Consider the following 15,036-nt stretch of genomic DNA (forward strand, 5'->3'; position numbering starts at 1 on the left):
AGCATCCCGCACACCGGGACCTCCGGTGACTGCGACGCACGCGCCCCGGCGAACCCACTGTTGATGAACGGATCCCTCTGTGCCTTCCTCTGATTTCGCGCGCCTCGGCGTGCCCTCCGTGCTGAGCGACGCGCTCGCGCCCCTCGGCATCACCTCCCCCACCCCTATCCAGGCAGCCACCCTGCCTGACTCCCTCGCCGGCCGGGACGTGCTGGGCCGCGGCCGCACCGGCTCCGGCAAGACCTACGCCTTCCTGCTGCCCCTGGTGGCGCGCCTGCAGGAGAGCCCCCGCAAGCGCAGCCCGCGCAAGCCGCGCTCCCTGGTGCTGGCCCCCACCCGCGAGCTGGCCGCCCAGATCGCCGAGTCCCTCGCCCCGTTGGCGAAGGCCACCGGGCTGCGCACCGCCACCGTGTTCGGCGGTGTCGGCCAGAAGCCCCAGGTGGAGGCGCTTGAGCGCGGACTCGACGTGTTGATCGCGTGCCCTGGCCGCCTGCTGGACCTGATGGGCCAGGGCCACGCCGACCTCTCCGCCATCGAGATCACGGTGCTGGACGAGGCCGACCACATGGCCGACATGGGCTTCCTGCCGATGGTGCGCCGCATCATGGACAAGACCCCTTCCAAGGGCCAGCGCATGCTGTTCTCCGCCACCCTGGACGCCGGAGTGGGCACGTTGGTCAAGCAGTACCTGCACTCCCCCGTCACCCATGAGGCCGATCCGGCCACCGCCACGGTCACGAAGATGGAGCACCACGTGCTCGAGGTGAGCGCGGACGACCGCTTCGATGTGCTGCTGGACCTGGCCTCCGCACCCGGCCGCACCATCCTGTTCACCCGCACCAAGTACGGGGCGAAGAAGCTGACCAAGAAGCTGGTGCAGAGCGGCGTGGACGCCGTGGAGCTGCACGGCAACCTCTCCCAGGGAGCACGCACCCGCAACCTGGAGGCCTTCGGGTCCGGCGGGGCCACCACCCTGGTCTCCACCGACATCGCCGCCCGCGGGATCCACGTGGACGAGGTGGCCCTGGTGGTGCACGCCGATCCGCCCGTGGAGCACAAGGCGTACCTGCACCGCTCGGGCCGCACCGCCCGCGCGGGCGAGGCGGGCACTGTGATCACGGTGCAGACGCCGGACCAGCGCGGTGATGTGAGCTCCCTGATGCGGGCCGCGAAGCTCCGCCCCCAGGTGCACTCCGCAGTGCGCGCCGGCGCCGAGGTGCTGCAGCGCCTCGCGCCCGGGGAGCGCGTACTGGGCGAGGTGCCCGATCGCGCTCCGGTGCAGGAGTCCGGCGAGCGTGGCGGCGCGGTTCGTGGCACCGGTGGCGGTCGACGCTCCGGCGCAGGCCGCGGCAACGGTGGCCGTGGAGGCAACGGTGGCCGTGGAGGCAACGGCGGCAATGCCGGTGGCGGTCAGGGTCGACGTCGCTCCGGCGGCGGTTCGGCTCGTCCCGACGCAGAGGCCGGCGGGTCCGGATCCGGGCGCTCCGGCGGCGGTCGCCCCGGTGGCCGTTCGGGTCGTTCCGGCGCCGGCCGCTCCGGCGGTGCCGGGCGCTCCGATGATGGCCGCTCGGGCTCGGGGCGCTCCGGCGGTACCGCGTACTCGACATCCTCCCCGGGCGCCGGCGGTGGCCTGGCCGCGTTCTCCTCCGGTCGACGCTCGCGCTGATCCGATCATGAGCGCGGACGGGGCGCATCTTGCTGCGACCCGGTAGCGTTCCACCGCGCACACAGTTCGAGAGCGGAGATACCCGTGCAGACCGATCCGAACCCCACCGACCCCGGCGACGCTCCGGTGGCGCAGCCGCGCCGCCCGGACGCCCCCTCGTCGTCGGCCGTCGATCTCACGCGCTTCGCCTGGCTGTCGATCGCCGCGGCCATCGCCACCATCGCCCTGAAGACGGGCGCCTGGGCGATGACCGGCTCGGTGGGCCTGCTCTCCGACGCCGCGGAGTCCACCGTGAACCTGGTGGCCGCGGTAGTGGCGCTGATCGCGCTGAAGGTCGCGGCCCGCCCGGCCACCGAGCGCTTCCTGTACGGTCGCGCCAAGGCCGAGTACTTCTCGGCCGCGGTGGAGGGCGCGATGATCTTCGTGGCCGCCGCGGTCATCCTGGTCACCGCCGTGGAGCGGTTCGTGAACCCGCAGCCTCTGGAGAACGTGGGCTGGGGCCTGGCGATCTCGGTGATTGCCTCGATCATCAACGGTGCGGTGGCCTTCGTGCTGATCAGGGCCGGGCGGCGCCACCGCTCCATCACCCTGCGGGCCGACGGCCGCCACCTGCTGACCGACGTGTGGACCTCGGTGGGAGTGATCGTCGGGGTGGGCCTGGTGGCGCTGACGGGCTGGGAGCGGCTGGACGCCGTGGTGGCCTTCGCGGTGGGCGTGAACATCATCGTCACCGGGATCTCCCTGATGCACGAGTCCGTCTCCGGCCTGCTGGACAAAGCGCTCTCGGACGAGGATCACGAGGTCATCACCGAGATCCTGCGCCGCCGCACCGACGGCACGGTCACCTTCCACGGCCTGCAGACCCGCGAGGCCGGGCAGCAGAAGTTCATGAACGTGCACGTGCTGGTGCCCGACGAGTGGACCGTCAAGCACGGCCACGACTACATCGAGGACCTGGAGCGGGAGCTCATGGGCCGCCTGCCGGAGCTCACGGTGCTCACCCACCTCGAGCCGATCTCCGATCCCACCAGCTACGAGGACATCCCCGCGGCGCACGTGCGGATCCACGACGACGACCACGATCCCACGGTGCCGCCGCAGGGGTGAGCGGCACCGCGGGGTCGAGTCAGGTCAACCGCGAGGTCGAGCCGGTTCAGTCGTCGAGCATGCCCAGCAGTTCGGGGATGCCCAGGGTGATCTGGGGGACGAACACCACCAGTAGCAGGCCGATCGCCAGCGCGATGAAGAACGGCACCATCGCCCGGATCACCGGTTCGATGCGCATCCGCCCCACCTTCGCGCCGACGAACAGCACGTTGCCAACTGGCGGGGTGATCGTGCCCAGGCACAGGTTGAAGGTGACCATCATGCCGAAGTGGATAGGGTCCACCCCCAGCTCCATCGCGATCGGCAGGAAGATGGGAGTGAAGATGAGGATCGCCGGGGTGGGGTCCATGAAGGTGCCCACCAGCAGCAGGATCACCATCATGATCAGCAGGATCATCACCTTGGAGTCCGCCAGGCCCAGCAGCCCGGAGGCGATGGTCTGGGGGATGGTGGCGTAGCTCAGCACCCACGAGAGCACCGAGGAAACCGACACCAGCAGCATCACCACAGCGGTGGTGCGGGCGGAATCGGCCAGCACCTTGGGCAGGCCCTTGATGGTGAGCTGGCGGTACAGGAAGCCAAGGATCAGGCAGTACACCACCGCGATCACGGCCGACTCGGTGGCGGTGAAGATACCGGCCAGCAGACCGCCGATCACGATCACGATCATCAGCACCGCGGGCAGTGCTCGCAGCAGGATCTTCGCGGCCTCACCGAACGGGATGCGCTCGGCAGTGCCGCGCAGCTCGGCGCGTCGGCGGGAGGCGATCAGCACCACTGCCAGACACGCCACCACCCACACGACGCCGGGGCCGTACCCGGCCACGAACAAGGTGGCCACCGAGGTGGAGGACACCATGGAGTACACGATCAGGGTGTTCGAGGGCGGGATGAGCATGCCCGATGGTGCCGAGGCCACGTTGACCGCAGCGGCGAACGCCGGGTCGTAACCCTCCTTGCGCTGGCGCGGGCCCATAGTGGAGCCGATCGCGGCGGCCGAGGCCACGGCCGCACCGGAGACGGAGCCGAACAGGGCGTTGGCCACCACGTTGGTCTGGGCCAGAGAGCCGGGAAGGCGCCCCACCAGGATCTTCGCGGCGTCGATCAGTCTTTCGGCGACGCCGCCGGAGTTCATCAGGTTGCCCGCCAGCACGAAGAATGGGATGGCCAGCAGGGTGAAGGAGTTGGCTCCGGTGAACATGCGCTGGGAGGCGACAAACACGGCAGGCTCGGGGCCCACCACGGAGATCAGAGCCGCCACCGAGGGCAGGCCGATGGCGACCGCGATGGGCGCGCCCATCAGCAGCAGCAGGACGATGCCGACGACGAGGACAGTGCCGGCAAGGAGTGCGGGATCCATGTCAGCGCTCCTTCCGGTTGGTGGGGCGGGTGGTGGGTGAGGACTCGGCAGGAGTGGAGCGCCCCGCCGGCTGCGCCGGGTCGCTGAACTCGGGATCGCTGTCGGTGATGACCGGATCCGTGGAGCTCTCCACGGCGGCAATCGCCGCTTCCTCCGCGCTGTCCTCGATCGCGGCGAGGTCCTTGCCGCGTGCTGCCCGCACCAGGTCCTCGATCGCGACCGCCGCGACCAGCACCCCGGCGATGGGCAGGGCCAAGTACATCTGGCCCACGGTGACCGGCAGGCCCGGGATGGCCTGGCCCCAGGACATGCCCATGCCGCGAATGCCGCCCCACACCAGGGCCAGCACGGCGAAGGCCAGGATGGACAGCTGCACCAGCACGGCAACGGCCCGCCACACCGGACCGGGCAGCTTGCGGGCGAAGAAGTCCACGGCGACGTGGCCGCGCTCGGCGAACACGAAGGTCAGGGCGAACAGTGTCAGCCACACGAAGAGATACTGGGCCACGGTGGTGGACCAGGTGCTGGGGTCGGAGAGCACCTGGCGGGCGAACACCTGCCACAACACCACCAGAACCAGCACGGCGAACAGGACAACGCTGATGTTCTTCAGCACCTCGATGAGGGTGCGACGGAGGGCGCTCATGCGTCCTCACCCGTCTCGGTGGCTACCGCGCGGATCTGCTCGTACAAGGCGACGTCCTCCTCGGTGTCCAGGAAGCCGCGGGCCACTTCCTCGATGCGCTCGCCGAATGCCGCGGCATCCGGTTCGGTGATCTCCACCCCGTTGTCCAGCATGGTCTGGGTGCTGGCGTCGGTCTCTTGGGTCCACAGGCGCACGAACTCCTGCTGCGCGCCCCGGAAGGACTGTGTGAAGGCCTCCTGGTCCGCCTCGCTCATGGTCTCGAGCCGGTCGACGTTGGCGACCACGTAGTCCAGGCCCACCAGGTGGCTGGTGAGCGAGAAGTGCGGGGCGATCTCGTCGTGCCGCTGGGTGACGTAGCTGACCTCGTTGTTCTCCGCCCCGTCGAGCACACCGGCCTGCAGCGCGGTGTACACCTCGCCGTAGGACATCGGGGTGGGAGAGGCGCCCATCGCCCGGATCAGCTCCAAGAACACGTCGGACTCCTGGACGCGGATCTTCATCCCCGCCAGGTCGTCCGGGGTGCGGATGGGGCCGTCCTTGGTGTACATGTGCCGGGCTCCCTGGGTGAATCCACCCAGCACGCGCAGGCGCTTGTCGGGTTCGAGGGAGGCGAACAGCTCACCCACGATCGACTCGTCCTGCAGCACGGTCATCTGGTGCTCGATGCTGTCGAACGCACCGGGCAGGTTCATGGGCCGGAAGCGCAGGGAGAGGTTCTCCACCTGCGGGCTGGAGATCACCGCCATGTCCACGGATCCGTCGGAGACCAGCTGGATGACCTCCTGCTGGGCTCCCAGGGCTTCGTTGGCGTAGATGCGAGCTCCCCACCGGCCGTCGGTGGATTCGGCCAGCAGCTCCCCGAAGCGGGTGAGCGCCACGAAGCTGGGGTGGGTCTCGGTCTGGTTCAGGGAGATCGAGAGGATCTGGTCGACGTCGACGGTGGCTCCTGCCTGGGAGCATCCGGCGAGTGCTGCGGCGCCGAGGCCGATGGCGGGCAGGCCGAACAGCAGCTGACGCCTGCCCGGCCGGGGCACTGTTGGGGCACGATGGCGGGCACACCGCATGCGTGTTACCTCCTTGTAACGGGATGATTCTCATCCCAGCATTCCTGCAGTTCGGGTTTACGAGCGGTCATTGCCACTGATTGCCCGCAGCGCGCTGGGTAGGCTCGGGGTATGACTGCCTCCGATACCAGCTCCGCCACATCCGATCGCTCCGTCCCCCACGTCCCCCTGTCGATCCTGGACCTGGTGCCCATCTCGGAGGGCCAGTCCACCCGGGAGGCGATCGCCGCCTCGATGGAGGGCGCCCAGGCTGCCGACAGGCTCGGCTACGAGCGCTACTGGTTCGCCGAGCACCACAACACCGACGCCCTGGCCTCCAGCGCCACCAGCCTGCTGATCGACCGGGCCGCCTCACTCACGCAGCGGATCCGAGTGGGATCAGGGGGCATCATGCTGCCCAACCACTCGCCCCTGGCGGTGATCGAGCAGTTCGGCACCCTGGTGCAGTTCCACGGGGACCGCATCGACCTGGGTCTGGGCCGCGCGCCGGGCACCGATCAGCTCACCGCACAGCTGCTGGCCCGCACCTCGGCGGAGCCGCATGCCTTCATCGCCGCGGTGGAGCAGATGCGGGACTGGTCTCGCAACGAGCCCACCGGTGGTCTGCCCATCAGCGCGTCGGTGGCCAAGGGCACCGAGGTGCCGATGTGGATCCTGGGCTCCACCGCCAACGGGGCCCGGCTGGCCGCCCAGCTGGGGATGCCGTTCTCGGTGGCCTCCCACTTCGCCCCGTTCCAGTACCTGCATGCGCTGGAGGTGTACCGCGACAACTTCGATGCCGATGCCCCCTCCGCCCAGATCTCCGCACCGCGCACCATGGTGGGGGTGAACCTGGTGGTGGCCGAGTCCGACGAGGAGGCGCAGCGACAGTTCACCACGCTGCAGCAGATGTTCCTGGGCGTGGTCACCGGGCAGCGGCAGAAGATCCAACCGCCGCGCCCGATCGGGGAGGTGGCCCCGGAGCATCTGATCTCCCAGGTGGACCAGACCCTCTCCATCCGGGCCGTGGGCTCGCCCGCCACCGTGGTCGATCAGCTCGAGCAGATCGTGACCGCCACCGGGGCCGACGAGCTGATCCTCACCGCCTACCACTTCGATCCGGCAGACCGACTGCGCGGCCTGGAGCTGCTGGCCGAGGCCTGGGGGCTCACTGCGGTCTGAGACTCCAGCCCTGCAACGGCACCGCCGCCTGAGCTGCCCGTTCATCTGGTGACACGAGCGGGCGTCACCTGCCGCGATGTGGGGATAATGCTCGGGTGCACCCCCTCGTCCTGCAATCCGACTTCGGCCTCGACGACGGTGCGGTCAGCGCCATGTACGGCGTGGCCGTCGCTGTCGACCCGGGTCTTCGCATCCACGACCTCACCCACAACATCCCTCCCTACGACATCTGGGAGGGCTCCTACCGGCTGGCCCAGGTGATCTCCTACTGGCCGGCAGGAACGGTGTTCGTCTCCGTCGTCGATCCCGGCGTGGGCTCGGACCGCCTGAGCGTGGTGGCCCGCACCCGCAGCGGCCACCTCGTGGTCACGCCCGACAACGGCACCCTCACCCATCTGCACAGCATCTTCGGCATCACCGAGCTGCGCCTGATCGACGAGACGGTGAACCGCCGGGCGGGCTCCGAGGAGTCCTACACCTTCCACGGTCGCGACATCTACGCCTACACCGGGGCCCGCCTCGCCTCCGGAGCGATCACCTACGAGCAGGTGGGGCCCGCGGTGCCGCTCGAGGAACTGGTCTCCCTGCCCCTGGTGGAGCCCCGGGCCGATGGCGGCGGTGTCCACGGAACCATCGACACCCTCGATGTGCGGTACGGGTCCCTGTGGACGTCCATCCCCCGGGAGCTGTTCCGCGAGCTCGGCATCGGCCACGGTGGCCGGGTCACGGTGCGGGTGAGCCATCACGACGCCGTGGTGCACGCCGCACAGATGACCTACGCCCGCAGCTTCGCGGACGTGGAGGTGGGAGAGTCGCTGCTGTACGTGAACTCCCTGGACCGGATGGCGGTGGCCATCAATCGTGGTCACTACGCGCGAGCCTTCTCCCTGGGCACCGGCACTTCCTGGAAGGTGAGGCTCGAGCCGGCCCCCTGATCCCGATCCTCTCCCCGCCCCCTCGACCAGCCCCGTCCCCAGCAGAGGTAGCCATGTCCCGCTCCCATTCCCCCGTCGTCCAGGTCGTCGCCATCGGCATCGGCGCCGCCCTGTTCTTCGTCCTCGGCCGCTTCGTGGCCATCCCCACCCCGATCCCCAACACCTCCATTTCCATCCAGTACGCGATCCTCGCGGTGCTGGCCGTGCTCTACGGCCCCTGGGTCGGACTGTTGGTCGGACTGATCGGCCACCTGCTGATCGACGTCACCGGCTACGGCATCTGGTTCAGCTGGGAGCTGGCCTCCGGCGTGTTCGGCCTGGTGGTCGCGCTCCTGTTGCTGCGCCACCGGATCCACGACGGCGAGTTCTCCGCCGCGACCGCCCTGCGCTTCGTGGCGGCGGTGGCGGTGGCCCACGCGGCGGCCTGGCTGCTGATCGCACCGCTGGGCGATGTGCTGATCTACTCCGAGCCCGCCGGGAAGGTGTGGGCCCAGGGCGCAGTGGCATTCGCCGCCAACGCCATCACCACCGCGGTGCTGGGCACCCTGATCCTCGCTGTCTACGCCCGCACCCGCACCAGGACCGGGTCCCTCACGGTCGAGTCGTGACCACCGCCGACCCGGCACTGCCGGTGGATCGGCCCACCGACCCGATCATCGAACTGCGCGGGTACTGCTTCCAGTACCGCGCGCAGTCCGAACCCACCCTGCACCACATCGACCTGGAGATCAGGCGTGGCGAGAAGGTGGCGATCATCGGGGCGTCCGGGTCGGGCAAGTCGACCCTGCTCTCGGTGCTCAACGGTCTGATCCCCCACCATCACCGCGGGACCGCCACCGGCACCGTCCGGGTGTGCGGCAACGATCCGGGCGCCGTGCCGCTGGTGGAGACCTCGCGGCACGTCGGAACCGTCCTGCAGGACACCTCCGGCCAGTTCGTGGGCCTGACGGTGGGCGAGGACATCGCCTTCAGCCTGGAGAACCAGCAGGTCCCCCACGGGCAGATGCCCGACCGGGTGCGGAAGGCCGCATCGATCGTCCAGATCGAGGACCGTCTGGCCGCCTCCCCCCACGAGCTCTCCGGCGGGCAGAAGCAGCGCGTGGCGATGGCCGGGGTGCTGGTGGACGACGTCGAGGTGCTGCTGTTCGACGAGCCCTTGGCCAACCTGGACCCGGCGGCGGGTCGTTCGGCGGTGGAGCTGATCGACCGGCTGCACCGCGACCACGGCCGCACCGTGGTGATCGTCGAGCACCGGCTGGAGGACGTGCTGCACCGCCCGGTGGACCGCATCGTGCTGATGGCCCACGGCCGCATCGTGGCCGATGCGCCCCCGGACGAGGTGCTGGTCTCCGGCCTGCTGGAGCAGCACGGGATCCGCCCGCCCCTGCACCTGGCCGCGCTGCGCCTGGCCGGGGCTCCCGCTCGAGCCGAGCAGCGCCCGTCGGACCTGGGCGCGATGCAGCTGGACGAGCGGCAGGTCGCGGCGGTGCGGCAATGGGTGGCCGCGGTCGGGACACCACCGGTGGGCCCCGCGGCGGGGCGCCCCTCCGCCCTGGAGCTCGACGGCGTGGGCTGCGTGCTGCCCCGCCCGGGTGATGCGCTCGGCACCCGCGCACTGGAGGGTGTGAGCGCGCGCGTGCGCAGCGGCGAGATGATCGGGGTGCTGGGCTCCAACGGTGCCGGCAAGTCCACCCTGGCCCGCGTGATCTGCGGATTCGAGAAGGCCACGGAAGGTGTGGTGCGCATCGGATCGGTCGATGCGGCCCGCTGGAGCATCGCCGAGCGCGGCGCACAGGTCGGCTTCGTGCTGCAGGAGCCGGGCCAGATGATCTCCCGGCCCCTGATCACCGAGGAGATCGAACTGGGCATGCGGGCCCGGGGCCTGGACGAGCAGGAGATCGCCGCGCGCACCGCGCGGGTGCTGGAGGTGTGCGGTCTGCGGCCGTTCCGCTCCTGGCCCGTATCCGCCCTCAGCCACGGCCAGAAGAAGCGGGTCACGATTGCCTCGATCCTGGCCCTTGACCCGCAGGTGCTGATCCTGGACGAGCCGACGGCCGGGCAGGACTACGCGCACTACAGCGAGTTCATGGACTTCCTGACCCGCATCAACGAGCTGGGCACCACGGTCGTGCTGATCACCCACGACATGCACCTGGCACTGGAGTACACCGACAGGGTGCTAGTGATGAGCGGAGGCCGCCTGCTGGCGGACACCGATCCGGCCGCCGCCCTGACCGACGAGGAGCTCACCGCGAACGCCGACCTGGTGACCACGGGACTGTTCACCCTCGCCCAGCGCTGCGGGATCGGGGACCCGGTGCGGCTGGTGCACCGCTTCGTGCACGCCGATCGGGAGCAGCGAGCAGGACTGGGGCCCGGGCAGGGAGCGGCACGATGAGCGCGCCGCTGCTGGGGTACGTGCCCCGCCGGGGCTGGCTGCACACGCTGACCGGGGTGTCCAAGCTGGTGCTGGTGATCGCACTGGTGGTGGGGGCGATGATCAGCTTCGACGCCCGGTACCTGCTGGGGCTGTCCGTGCTGTCGATGGTGCTGTGGGGCGTCTCCCGGGTGCGGCTGCGCGACCTCGCAGTGGTGCTGTGGCTGATCGCGATCTTCATGGTCCTGAACAACCTGCTGATCTTCCTGTTCGCCCCCGAGTACGGGCCGCAGCTGTTCGACTCCCGCACCCTGCTGCTGGACGGCCCGTGGCGGTGGGACCTGACCGCTGAGCAGCTGTTCTACCAGCTGGTCGTCACGCTGAAGTATTTCGCGGTGCTGCCAGGGGTGCTGCTGTTCATCACCACCACGCGGCCACCGGAGTTCGCCTCTTCGCTGAGCCGCATCGGGGTGCCCTACCGAGCCGCCTATGCGGTCTCCCTGGCCCTGCGGTACATCCCTGATGTGCAACGGGACTTCCGCACCATCTCCCAGGCGCAGCAGGCGCGAGGCCTGGAGGTGACCCGTCGCGTAGGGCTGGGAACGCGGATGCGCAATCTGACCTCGACGCTCATGCCGCTGCTGCTGGGGGCCTTCGACCGGATCGAGTCGGTGGCCGCAGCCATGGAGCTGCGCGGCTTCGGTCGCGGCAGGGGGCGCACCTGGTACGACCAGCGCCCGCTGCGCACGCGCGATGTGCTGGTGATGATCGGTGCACTGCTGGTGCTCACAGTCTCGATCGCCCTGGTGGTGCTGGGCAACGGGCGATGGTGGAATCCGTTCGGGTGATCCCGGGCAGGTGACGGACTCCCAGCGAAAGCACTGACAACTCGGAGCCGGACGGATACGCTGGGCCGCACTGATTGTGACGCCCCTCACTGCGGGGCGCCACCCTGAGGAGGAGGACCACGATGACTCAGCCCACCAACGACGGCCGCAGCGGCCCCCTGCCCCCCGCAGGCATGCGCCATGCCGATGCCGACCGCGAGCTCCGGGAGGACCTCGACGGCCGCGACCCCGACAGCCGTGATGCCGACGGTCGCCGCACCGGTGACCGCGACCTGCTGGGCCGTGAGGACGACCGCCTCGACGGCCGCTCCTCGGCGGAGCGCGACGAGGCGGAGCGGTACGGACAGGACCGTGACACCTCACCCCGCGCCGATCGGGACCGGGACCTCGACGATCGCGACCTCGGCGACCGCGACCGCGACGGTCGGGATCTCGGGGACCGCGATCGCGGTGACGTCGAGCGCGGTGTGGACCGCGATGCGACCATCGACCCTGACTACGACGTCGAGGACGATCCCAACGTGATCTCCCTGGCCGAGCAGGAGGGGTCCAGGAACGAGGACGGCTCCGCGAGCCGCCAGCGCCAGGCCGAGGAGCGCCTGGCCGAGGGCTACGAGACGGACCGCGATCGGGACGGCGACAGGGATCGGGACCGAGACCGCCGCGATGACGACGGCCTGCTCGACCGCGACCGGGATCATCGTGACGGCGGACTGCTCGACGACGACCGTCGGGACGGCGGCCTCGGCGGCGTGGACTCGCGCGGGGGCGCCCATCGCGCCGACGGCCCTGCCAGGGACGGCAACCCCGGCCCTGAGGACGGCCTGCTGGGCAGCGACCGCGACATCCGCCAGGACGATGCCCTGGGTCGCGACGGCGACGTGCCGCGCAGCGATCCGCGCCGCAAGGACGGCCTGATGGACGGCAACGATCACGGCGAGACCCTTCGCTGAGACCTCGCATGCCCTTTCGAGGGCCCTGCACCGCCCGGTGCAGGGCCCTCGGCCCGTCTCAGGCCGAGGGAGCCACCTCCACGATCGCCTGCACGCCGGCGTGGTCGCTCGCGTGCACCCCGTCGATCACGTGGTCGTGGGCGGCATAGGCCTGAACCCGCAGCCCACGGGCCATGATCCAGTCGATGCGCTGCCCGCCGGGCACCGCGGGACCGTAGTTGGTGTAGGTGCCGATGTCCTCACCGGCGATGTGCTCGGCCGCGTCATGCGTGTCGACGAACCCGGCATCCGTCAGGAGTCGCCAGGGGACGGAGTCCCCCGCGGCGGCGTTGAAGTCCCCCATCAGCACGATAGGTGCCGCATCCCCGGCCACCTCGCGCAGGCTGTCGGCGATGAGCTCGGCACTCTGCGCTCGCGCCAGTTCCCCGGCGTGATCCAGGTGCGTCACGGCCAGCACCAGCTCTGCATCCGTAGCATGGTCCCGCACGCGGGCCCACACCGCGACGCGGGTGATGTGGGCGTCCCAGCCCACCGATCCGATGGTCGCCGGGGTCGGGGATAGCCAGAACTGGTCCCAGTCCTGCACCTCGAAGCGGTCCCGCCGGAGGTGGAGCAGGCAGTGCTCACCTCGCGCCCCGCCCTCGCGACCGAACCCCAGGCGCAGGTGCGTGGAGCCCAGCGCCTCCTCGAGCACCGGGAGCTGGGGCCAGGTCACCTCCTGGGTGCCCACGACGTCGGCATCGGCACAACGCAGAAGATCGCGCAGCACCGGAGCCCGGTCGCCCCAGTGATCCGCCTGGCCCGGAGCCGTCTGCGGATGCTGCATGCGGATGTTCTGGGTGAGCACGGACAGGGCAGCGGCGTGAGGCGATGCAAGGAGCATGCCTCCAGCATGCCCGACGCCGGTTCCGCAACGCACGCGGACGGCATCGCACGCGGTCTGCATCGCACGCGGTCGGCACTGCGGCATCCGCTCGTGCACGGCGCCGGCCGAGGAGCACCCACAGGCAACGAGAAGCCCCGGCTCCCTTCCGGGAACCGGGGCTTCTCGCGGTCGCTCGGGCGAGGCGATCAGCCGCGGGGGCTGATCACATCATGCCGCCCATGCCTCCCATGCCGCCCATGTCGTCGCCACCGGCGGGAGCCTTGACGGGCTCCGGCTTGTCGGCCACGACGGCCTCGGTGGTGAGGAACAGGCCGGCGATGGAGGCGGCGTTCTGCAGAGCGGAGCGGGTGACCTTCACCGGATCGAGGATGCCGGCAGCCAGCAGGTCCTCGTACTCTCCGGTGGCGGCGTTCAGGCCCTCGCCCACGGGCAGGCCCTTGACCTTCTCGGCCACGACGCCGCCCTCGAGACCGGCGTTGATCGCGATCTGCTTCAGGGGTGCCTCCACGGCCACCTTCACGATGTTGGCACCGGTAGCCTCATCGCCCTCCAGGGCGAGCGAGGAGAAGGTGTCCTTGCCGGCCTGCAGCAGGGCCACGCCGCCACCGGCGACGACACCCTCCTCCACAGCGGCCTTGGCGTTGCGCACGGCATCCTCGATGCGGTGCTTGCGCTCCTTCAGCTCCACCTCGGTGGCGGCACCGGCCTTGATGACGGCCACGCCGCCGGCCAGCTTCGCCAGGCGCTCCTGGAGCTTCTCGCGGTCGTAGTCGGAGTCCGAGCCCTCGATCTGGGTGCGGATCTGCTTGACCCGACCGGCGATGCGCTCGGCATCGCCCGCGCCCTCGACGATGGTGGTCTCGTCCTTGGTGACGACGACCTTGCGGGCCTGGCCCAGCAGCTCGAGACCGGCGGTCTCCAGCTTGAGGCCGACCTCCTCGGAGATGACCTGGCCGCCGGTGAGGATGGCCATGTCCTCCAGCATCGCCTTGCGGCGATCGCCGAAGCCGGGGGCCTTGACCGCCACGGACTTGAAGGAGCCGCGCAGCTTGTTGACCACCAGCACCGCCAGGGCCTCGCCCTCGACGTCCTCGGCGATGATCGCCAGCGGCTTGCCGGACTGGATGACCTTCTCCAGCAGCGGCAGCAGGTCCTTGACGGTGGAGATCTTCGAGCTGATCAGCAGGATGTACGGATCCTCGAGCACGGTCTCCTGGCGCTCGGCGTCGGTGACGAAGTAGGGCGAGATGTAGCCCTTGTCGAACCGCATGCCCTCGGTGAGCTCCAGCTCGAGGCCCATGGTGTTGGACTCCTCGACTGTGATCACACCCTCCTTGCCGACCTTGTCCAGCGCCTCGGCGATGAGCTCGCCGATGGCCGGGTCGGCCGCGGAGATGGCGGCGGTGTTGGCGATCTGCTCCTTGGTGTCGACCTCCTTGGCCTGCGACAGCAGGGTCTCGGAGACGGCCGCAACGGCCTTGTCGATGCCGCGCTTCAGAGCGATGGGGTTGGCGCCGGCGGCGACGTTGCGCAGGCCCTCCTTGACCAGGGCCTGGGCCAGGACGGTGGCGGTGGTGGTGCCGTCGCCCGCGATGTCGTCGGTCTTCTTGGCGACCTCCTTGACGAGCTCCGCGCCGATCTTCTCGTACGGGTCGTCGAGTTCGATCTCCTTGGCGATGGAGACGCCGTCGTTGGTGATGGTGGGGGCGCCCCAGGACTTCTCGAGCACGACGTTGCGGCCCTTGGGGCCGAGGGTGACCTTGACGGCGTCAGCGAGCTGGTTCATTCCCCGCTCGAGACCGCGCCGGGCCTCCTCGTCGTAAGAGATGAGCTTGGCCATGTGTGGAATCTCTCCCGTGTGGTGTGGTGTCCACCCGACCCTGTGCCCGCGACGGACGAGACCCGCAGCCGTGTTCATGTCCCACGGCCCCGGGCCCCTCACGGGGCCGGAATGTTCGTGGTCGGCGGGCGCGTGCGCCCCCGATCAGGCCTTCGCCGGCCGCGGATCCGTGCCTCGGGAGGCGCTGTCACTC

The 15,036-nt window shown here is 70.0% G+C and carries 13 protein-coding genes; 8 read left to right on the top strand and 5 right to left on the bottom strand.

The window, feature by feature from the left end:
* The first annotated feature begins 79 nt into the window (after positions 1 to 79).
* A complete protein-coding gene (locus tag M3B01_RS04275; protein ID WP_259789673.1) occupies positions 80 to 1,666 on the top strand; it encodes a DEAD/DEAH box helicase in 1,587 nt (528 codons plus the stop codon).
* A gap of 126 nt (positions 1,667 to 1,792) precedes the next feature.
* Positions 1,793 to 2,773, top strand: coding sequence for a cation diffusion facilitator family transporter (locus M3B01_RS04280; RefSeq protein WP_259789732.1), 981 nt, complete (start codon positions 1,793 to 1,795; stop codon positions 2,771 to 2,773).
* Between the two features lie 46 nt (positions 2,774 to 2,819).
* Here the strand turns inward: M3B01_RS04280 and M3B01_RS04285 are convergent, their stop codons facing one another.
* Genes M3B01_RS04285 through M3B01_RS04295 form a run of 3 tightly spaced genes read right to left on the bottom strand, consistent with a single transcriptional unit; the run spans position 2,820 to position 5,813 of the window.
* Positions 2,820 to 4,133 carry a TRAP transporter large permease gene (locus M3B01_RS04285; RefSeq protein WP_259789675.1) on the bottom strand — a complete coding sequence of 438 codons (1,314 nt, stop codon included), beginning with the start codon at positions 4,131 to 4,133 and terminating at the stop codon, positions 2,820 to 2,822.
* Between the two features lies 1 nt (position 4,134).
* Positions 4,135 to 4,779, bottom strand: a complete 645-nt coding sequence (locus M3B01_RS04290; protein ID WP_259789677.1) for a TRAP transporter small permease — start codon at positions 4,777 to 4,779, stop codon at positions 4,135 to 4,137.
* On the bottom strand, positions 4,776 to 5,813 hold the full coding sequence (locus tag M3B01_RS04295; RefSeq protein WP_259789679.1) for a TRAP transporter substrate-binding protein: 1,038 nt from the start codon (positions 5,811 to 5,813) through the stop codon (positions 4,776 to 4,778). Before M3B01_RS04295 ends, M3B01_RS04290 begins: the two co-directional genes overlap by 4 nt.
* 141 nt (positions 5,814 to 5,954) lie before the next feature.
* Here M3B01_RS04295 and M3B01_RS04300 point away from each other — a divergent pair, with 141 nt between their 5' ends.
* The 6 genes from M3B01_RS04300 (at position 5,955) to M3B01_RS04325 (ending at position 12,117) form a co-directional block, all read left to right on the top strand.
* A complete protein-coding gene (locus M3B01_RS04300) occupies positions 5,955 to 7,004 on the top strand; it encodes an LLM class flavin-dependent oxidoreductase (RefSeq protein ID WP_259789681.1) in 1,050 nt (349 codons plus the stop codon).
* A 95-nt stretch (positions 7,005 to 7,099) separates the two neighbouring features.
* A complete protein-coding gene (locus M3B01_RS04305) occupies positions 7,100 to 7,939 on the top strand; it encodes an S-adenosyl-l-methionine hydroxide adenosyltransferase family protein (protein WP_259789683.1) in 840 nt (279 codons plus the stop codon).
* A 53-nt stretch (positions 7,940 to 7,992) separates the two neighbouring features.
* A complete protein-coding gene (locus M3B01_RS04310) occupies positions 7,993 to 8,547 on the top strand; it encodes an ECF-type riboflavin transporter substrate-binding protein (protein WP_259789685.1) in 555 nt (184 codons plus the stop codon).
* On the top strand, positions 8,544 to 10,337 hold the full coding sequence (locus M3B01_RS04315; protein WP_259789687.1) for an ABC transporter ATP-binding protein: 1,794 nt from the start codon (positions 8,544 to 8,546) through the stop codon (positions 10,335 to 10,337). Before M3B01_RS04310 ends, M3B01_RS04315 begins: the two co-directional genes overlap by 4 nt.
* A complete protein-coding gene (locus M3B01_RS04320) occupies positions 10,334 to 11,164 on the top strand; it encodes an energy-coupling factor transporter transmembrane protein EcfT (RefSeq protein ID WP_259789689.1) in 831 nt (276 codons plus the stop codon). Before M3B01_RS04315 ends, M3B01_RS04320 begins: the two co-directional genes overlap by 4 nt.
* A 122-nt stretch (positions 11,165 to 11,286) precedes the next feature.
* A complete protein-coding gene (locus M3B01_RS04325; RefSeq protein WP_259789691.1) occupies positions 11,287 to 12,117 on the top strand; it encodes a hypothetical protein in 831 nt (276 codons plus the stop codon).
* 58 nt (positions 12,118 to 12,175) lie between these two features.
* On the opposite strand, the gene M3B01_RS04330 is transcribed toward M3B01_RS04325, so the two are convergent.
* Positions 12,176 to 13,000: an endonuclease/exonuclease/phosphatase family protein gene (locus M3B01_RS04330; RefSeq protein ID WP_259789692.1), complete on the bottom strand. Its 825-nt coding sequence runs from the start codon at positions 12,998 to 13,000 to the stop codon at positions 12,176 to 12,178.
* Between the two features lie 205 nt (positions 13,001 to 13,205).
* Entirely contained in the window at positions 13,206 to 14,843 is a 1,638-nt protein-coding gene (gene groL / locus M3B01_RS04335; RefSeq protein WP_259789694.1) for a chaperonin GroEL, read from the bottom strand.
* Positions 14,844 to 15,036 lie beyond the last annotated feature (193 nt).

It is taken from the genome of Brachybacterium sp. p3-SID957, assembly GCF_025144775.1.
GTDB lineage: Bacteria > Actinomycetota > Actinomycetes > Actinomycetales > Dermabacteraceae > Brachybacterium > Brachybacterium epidermidis.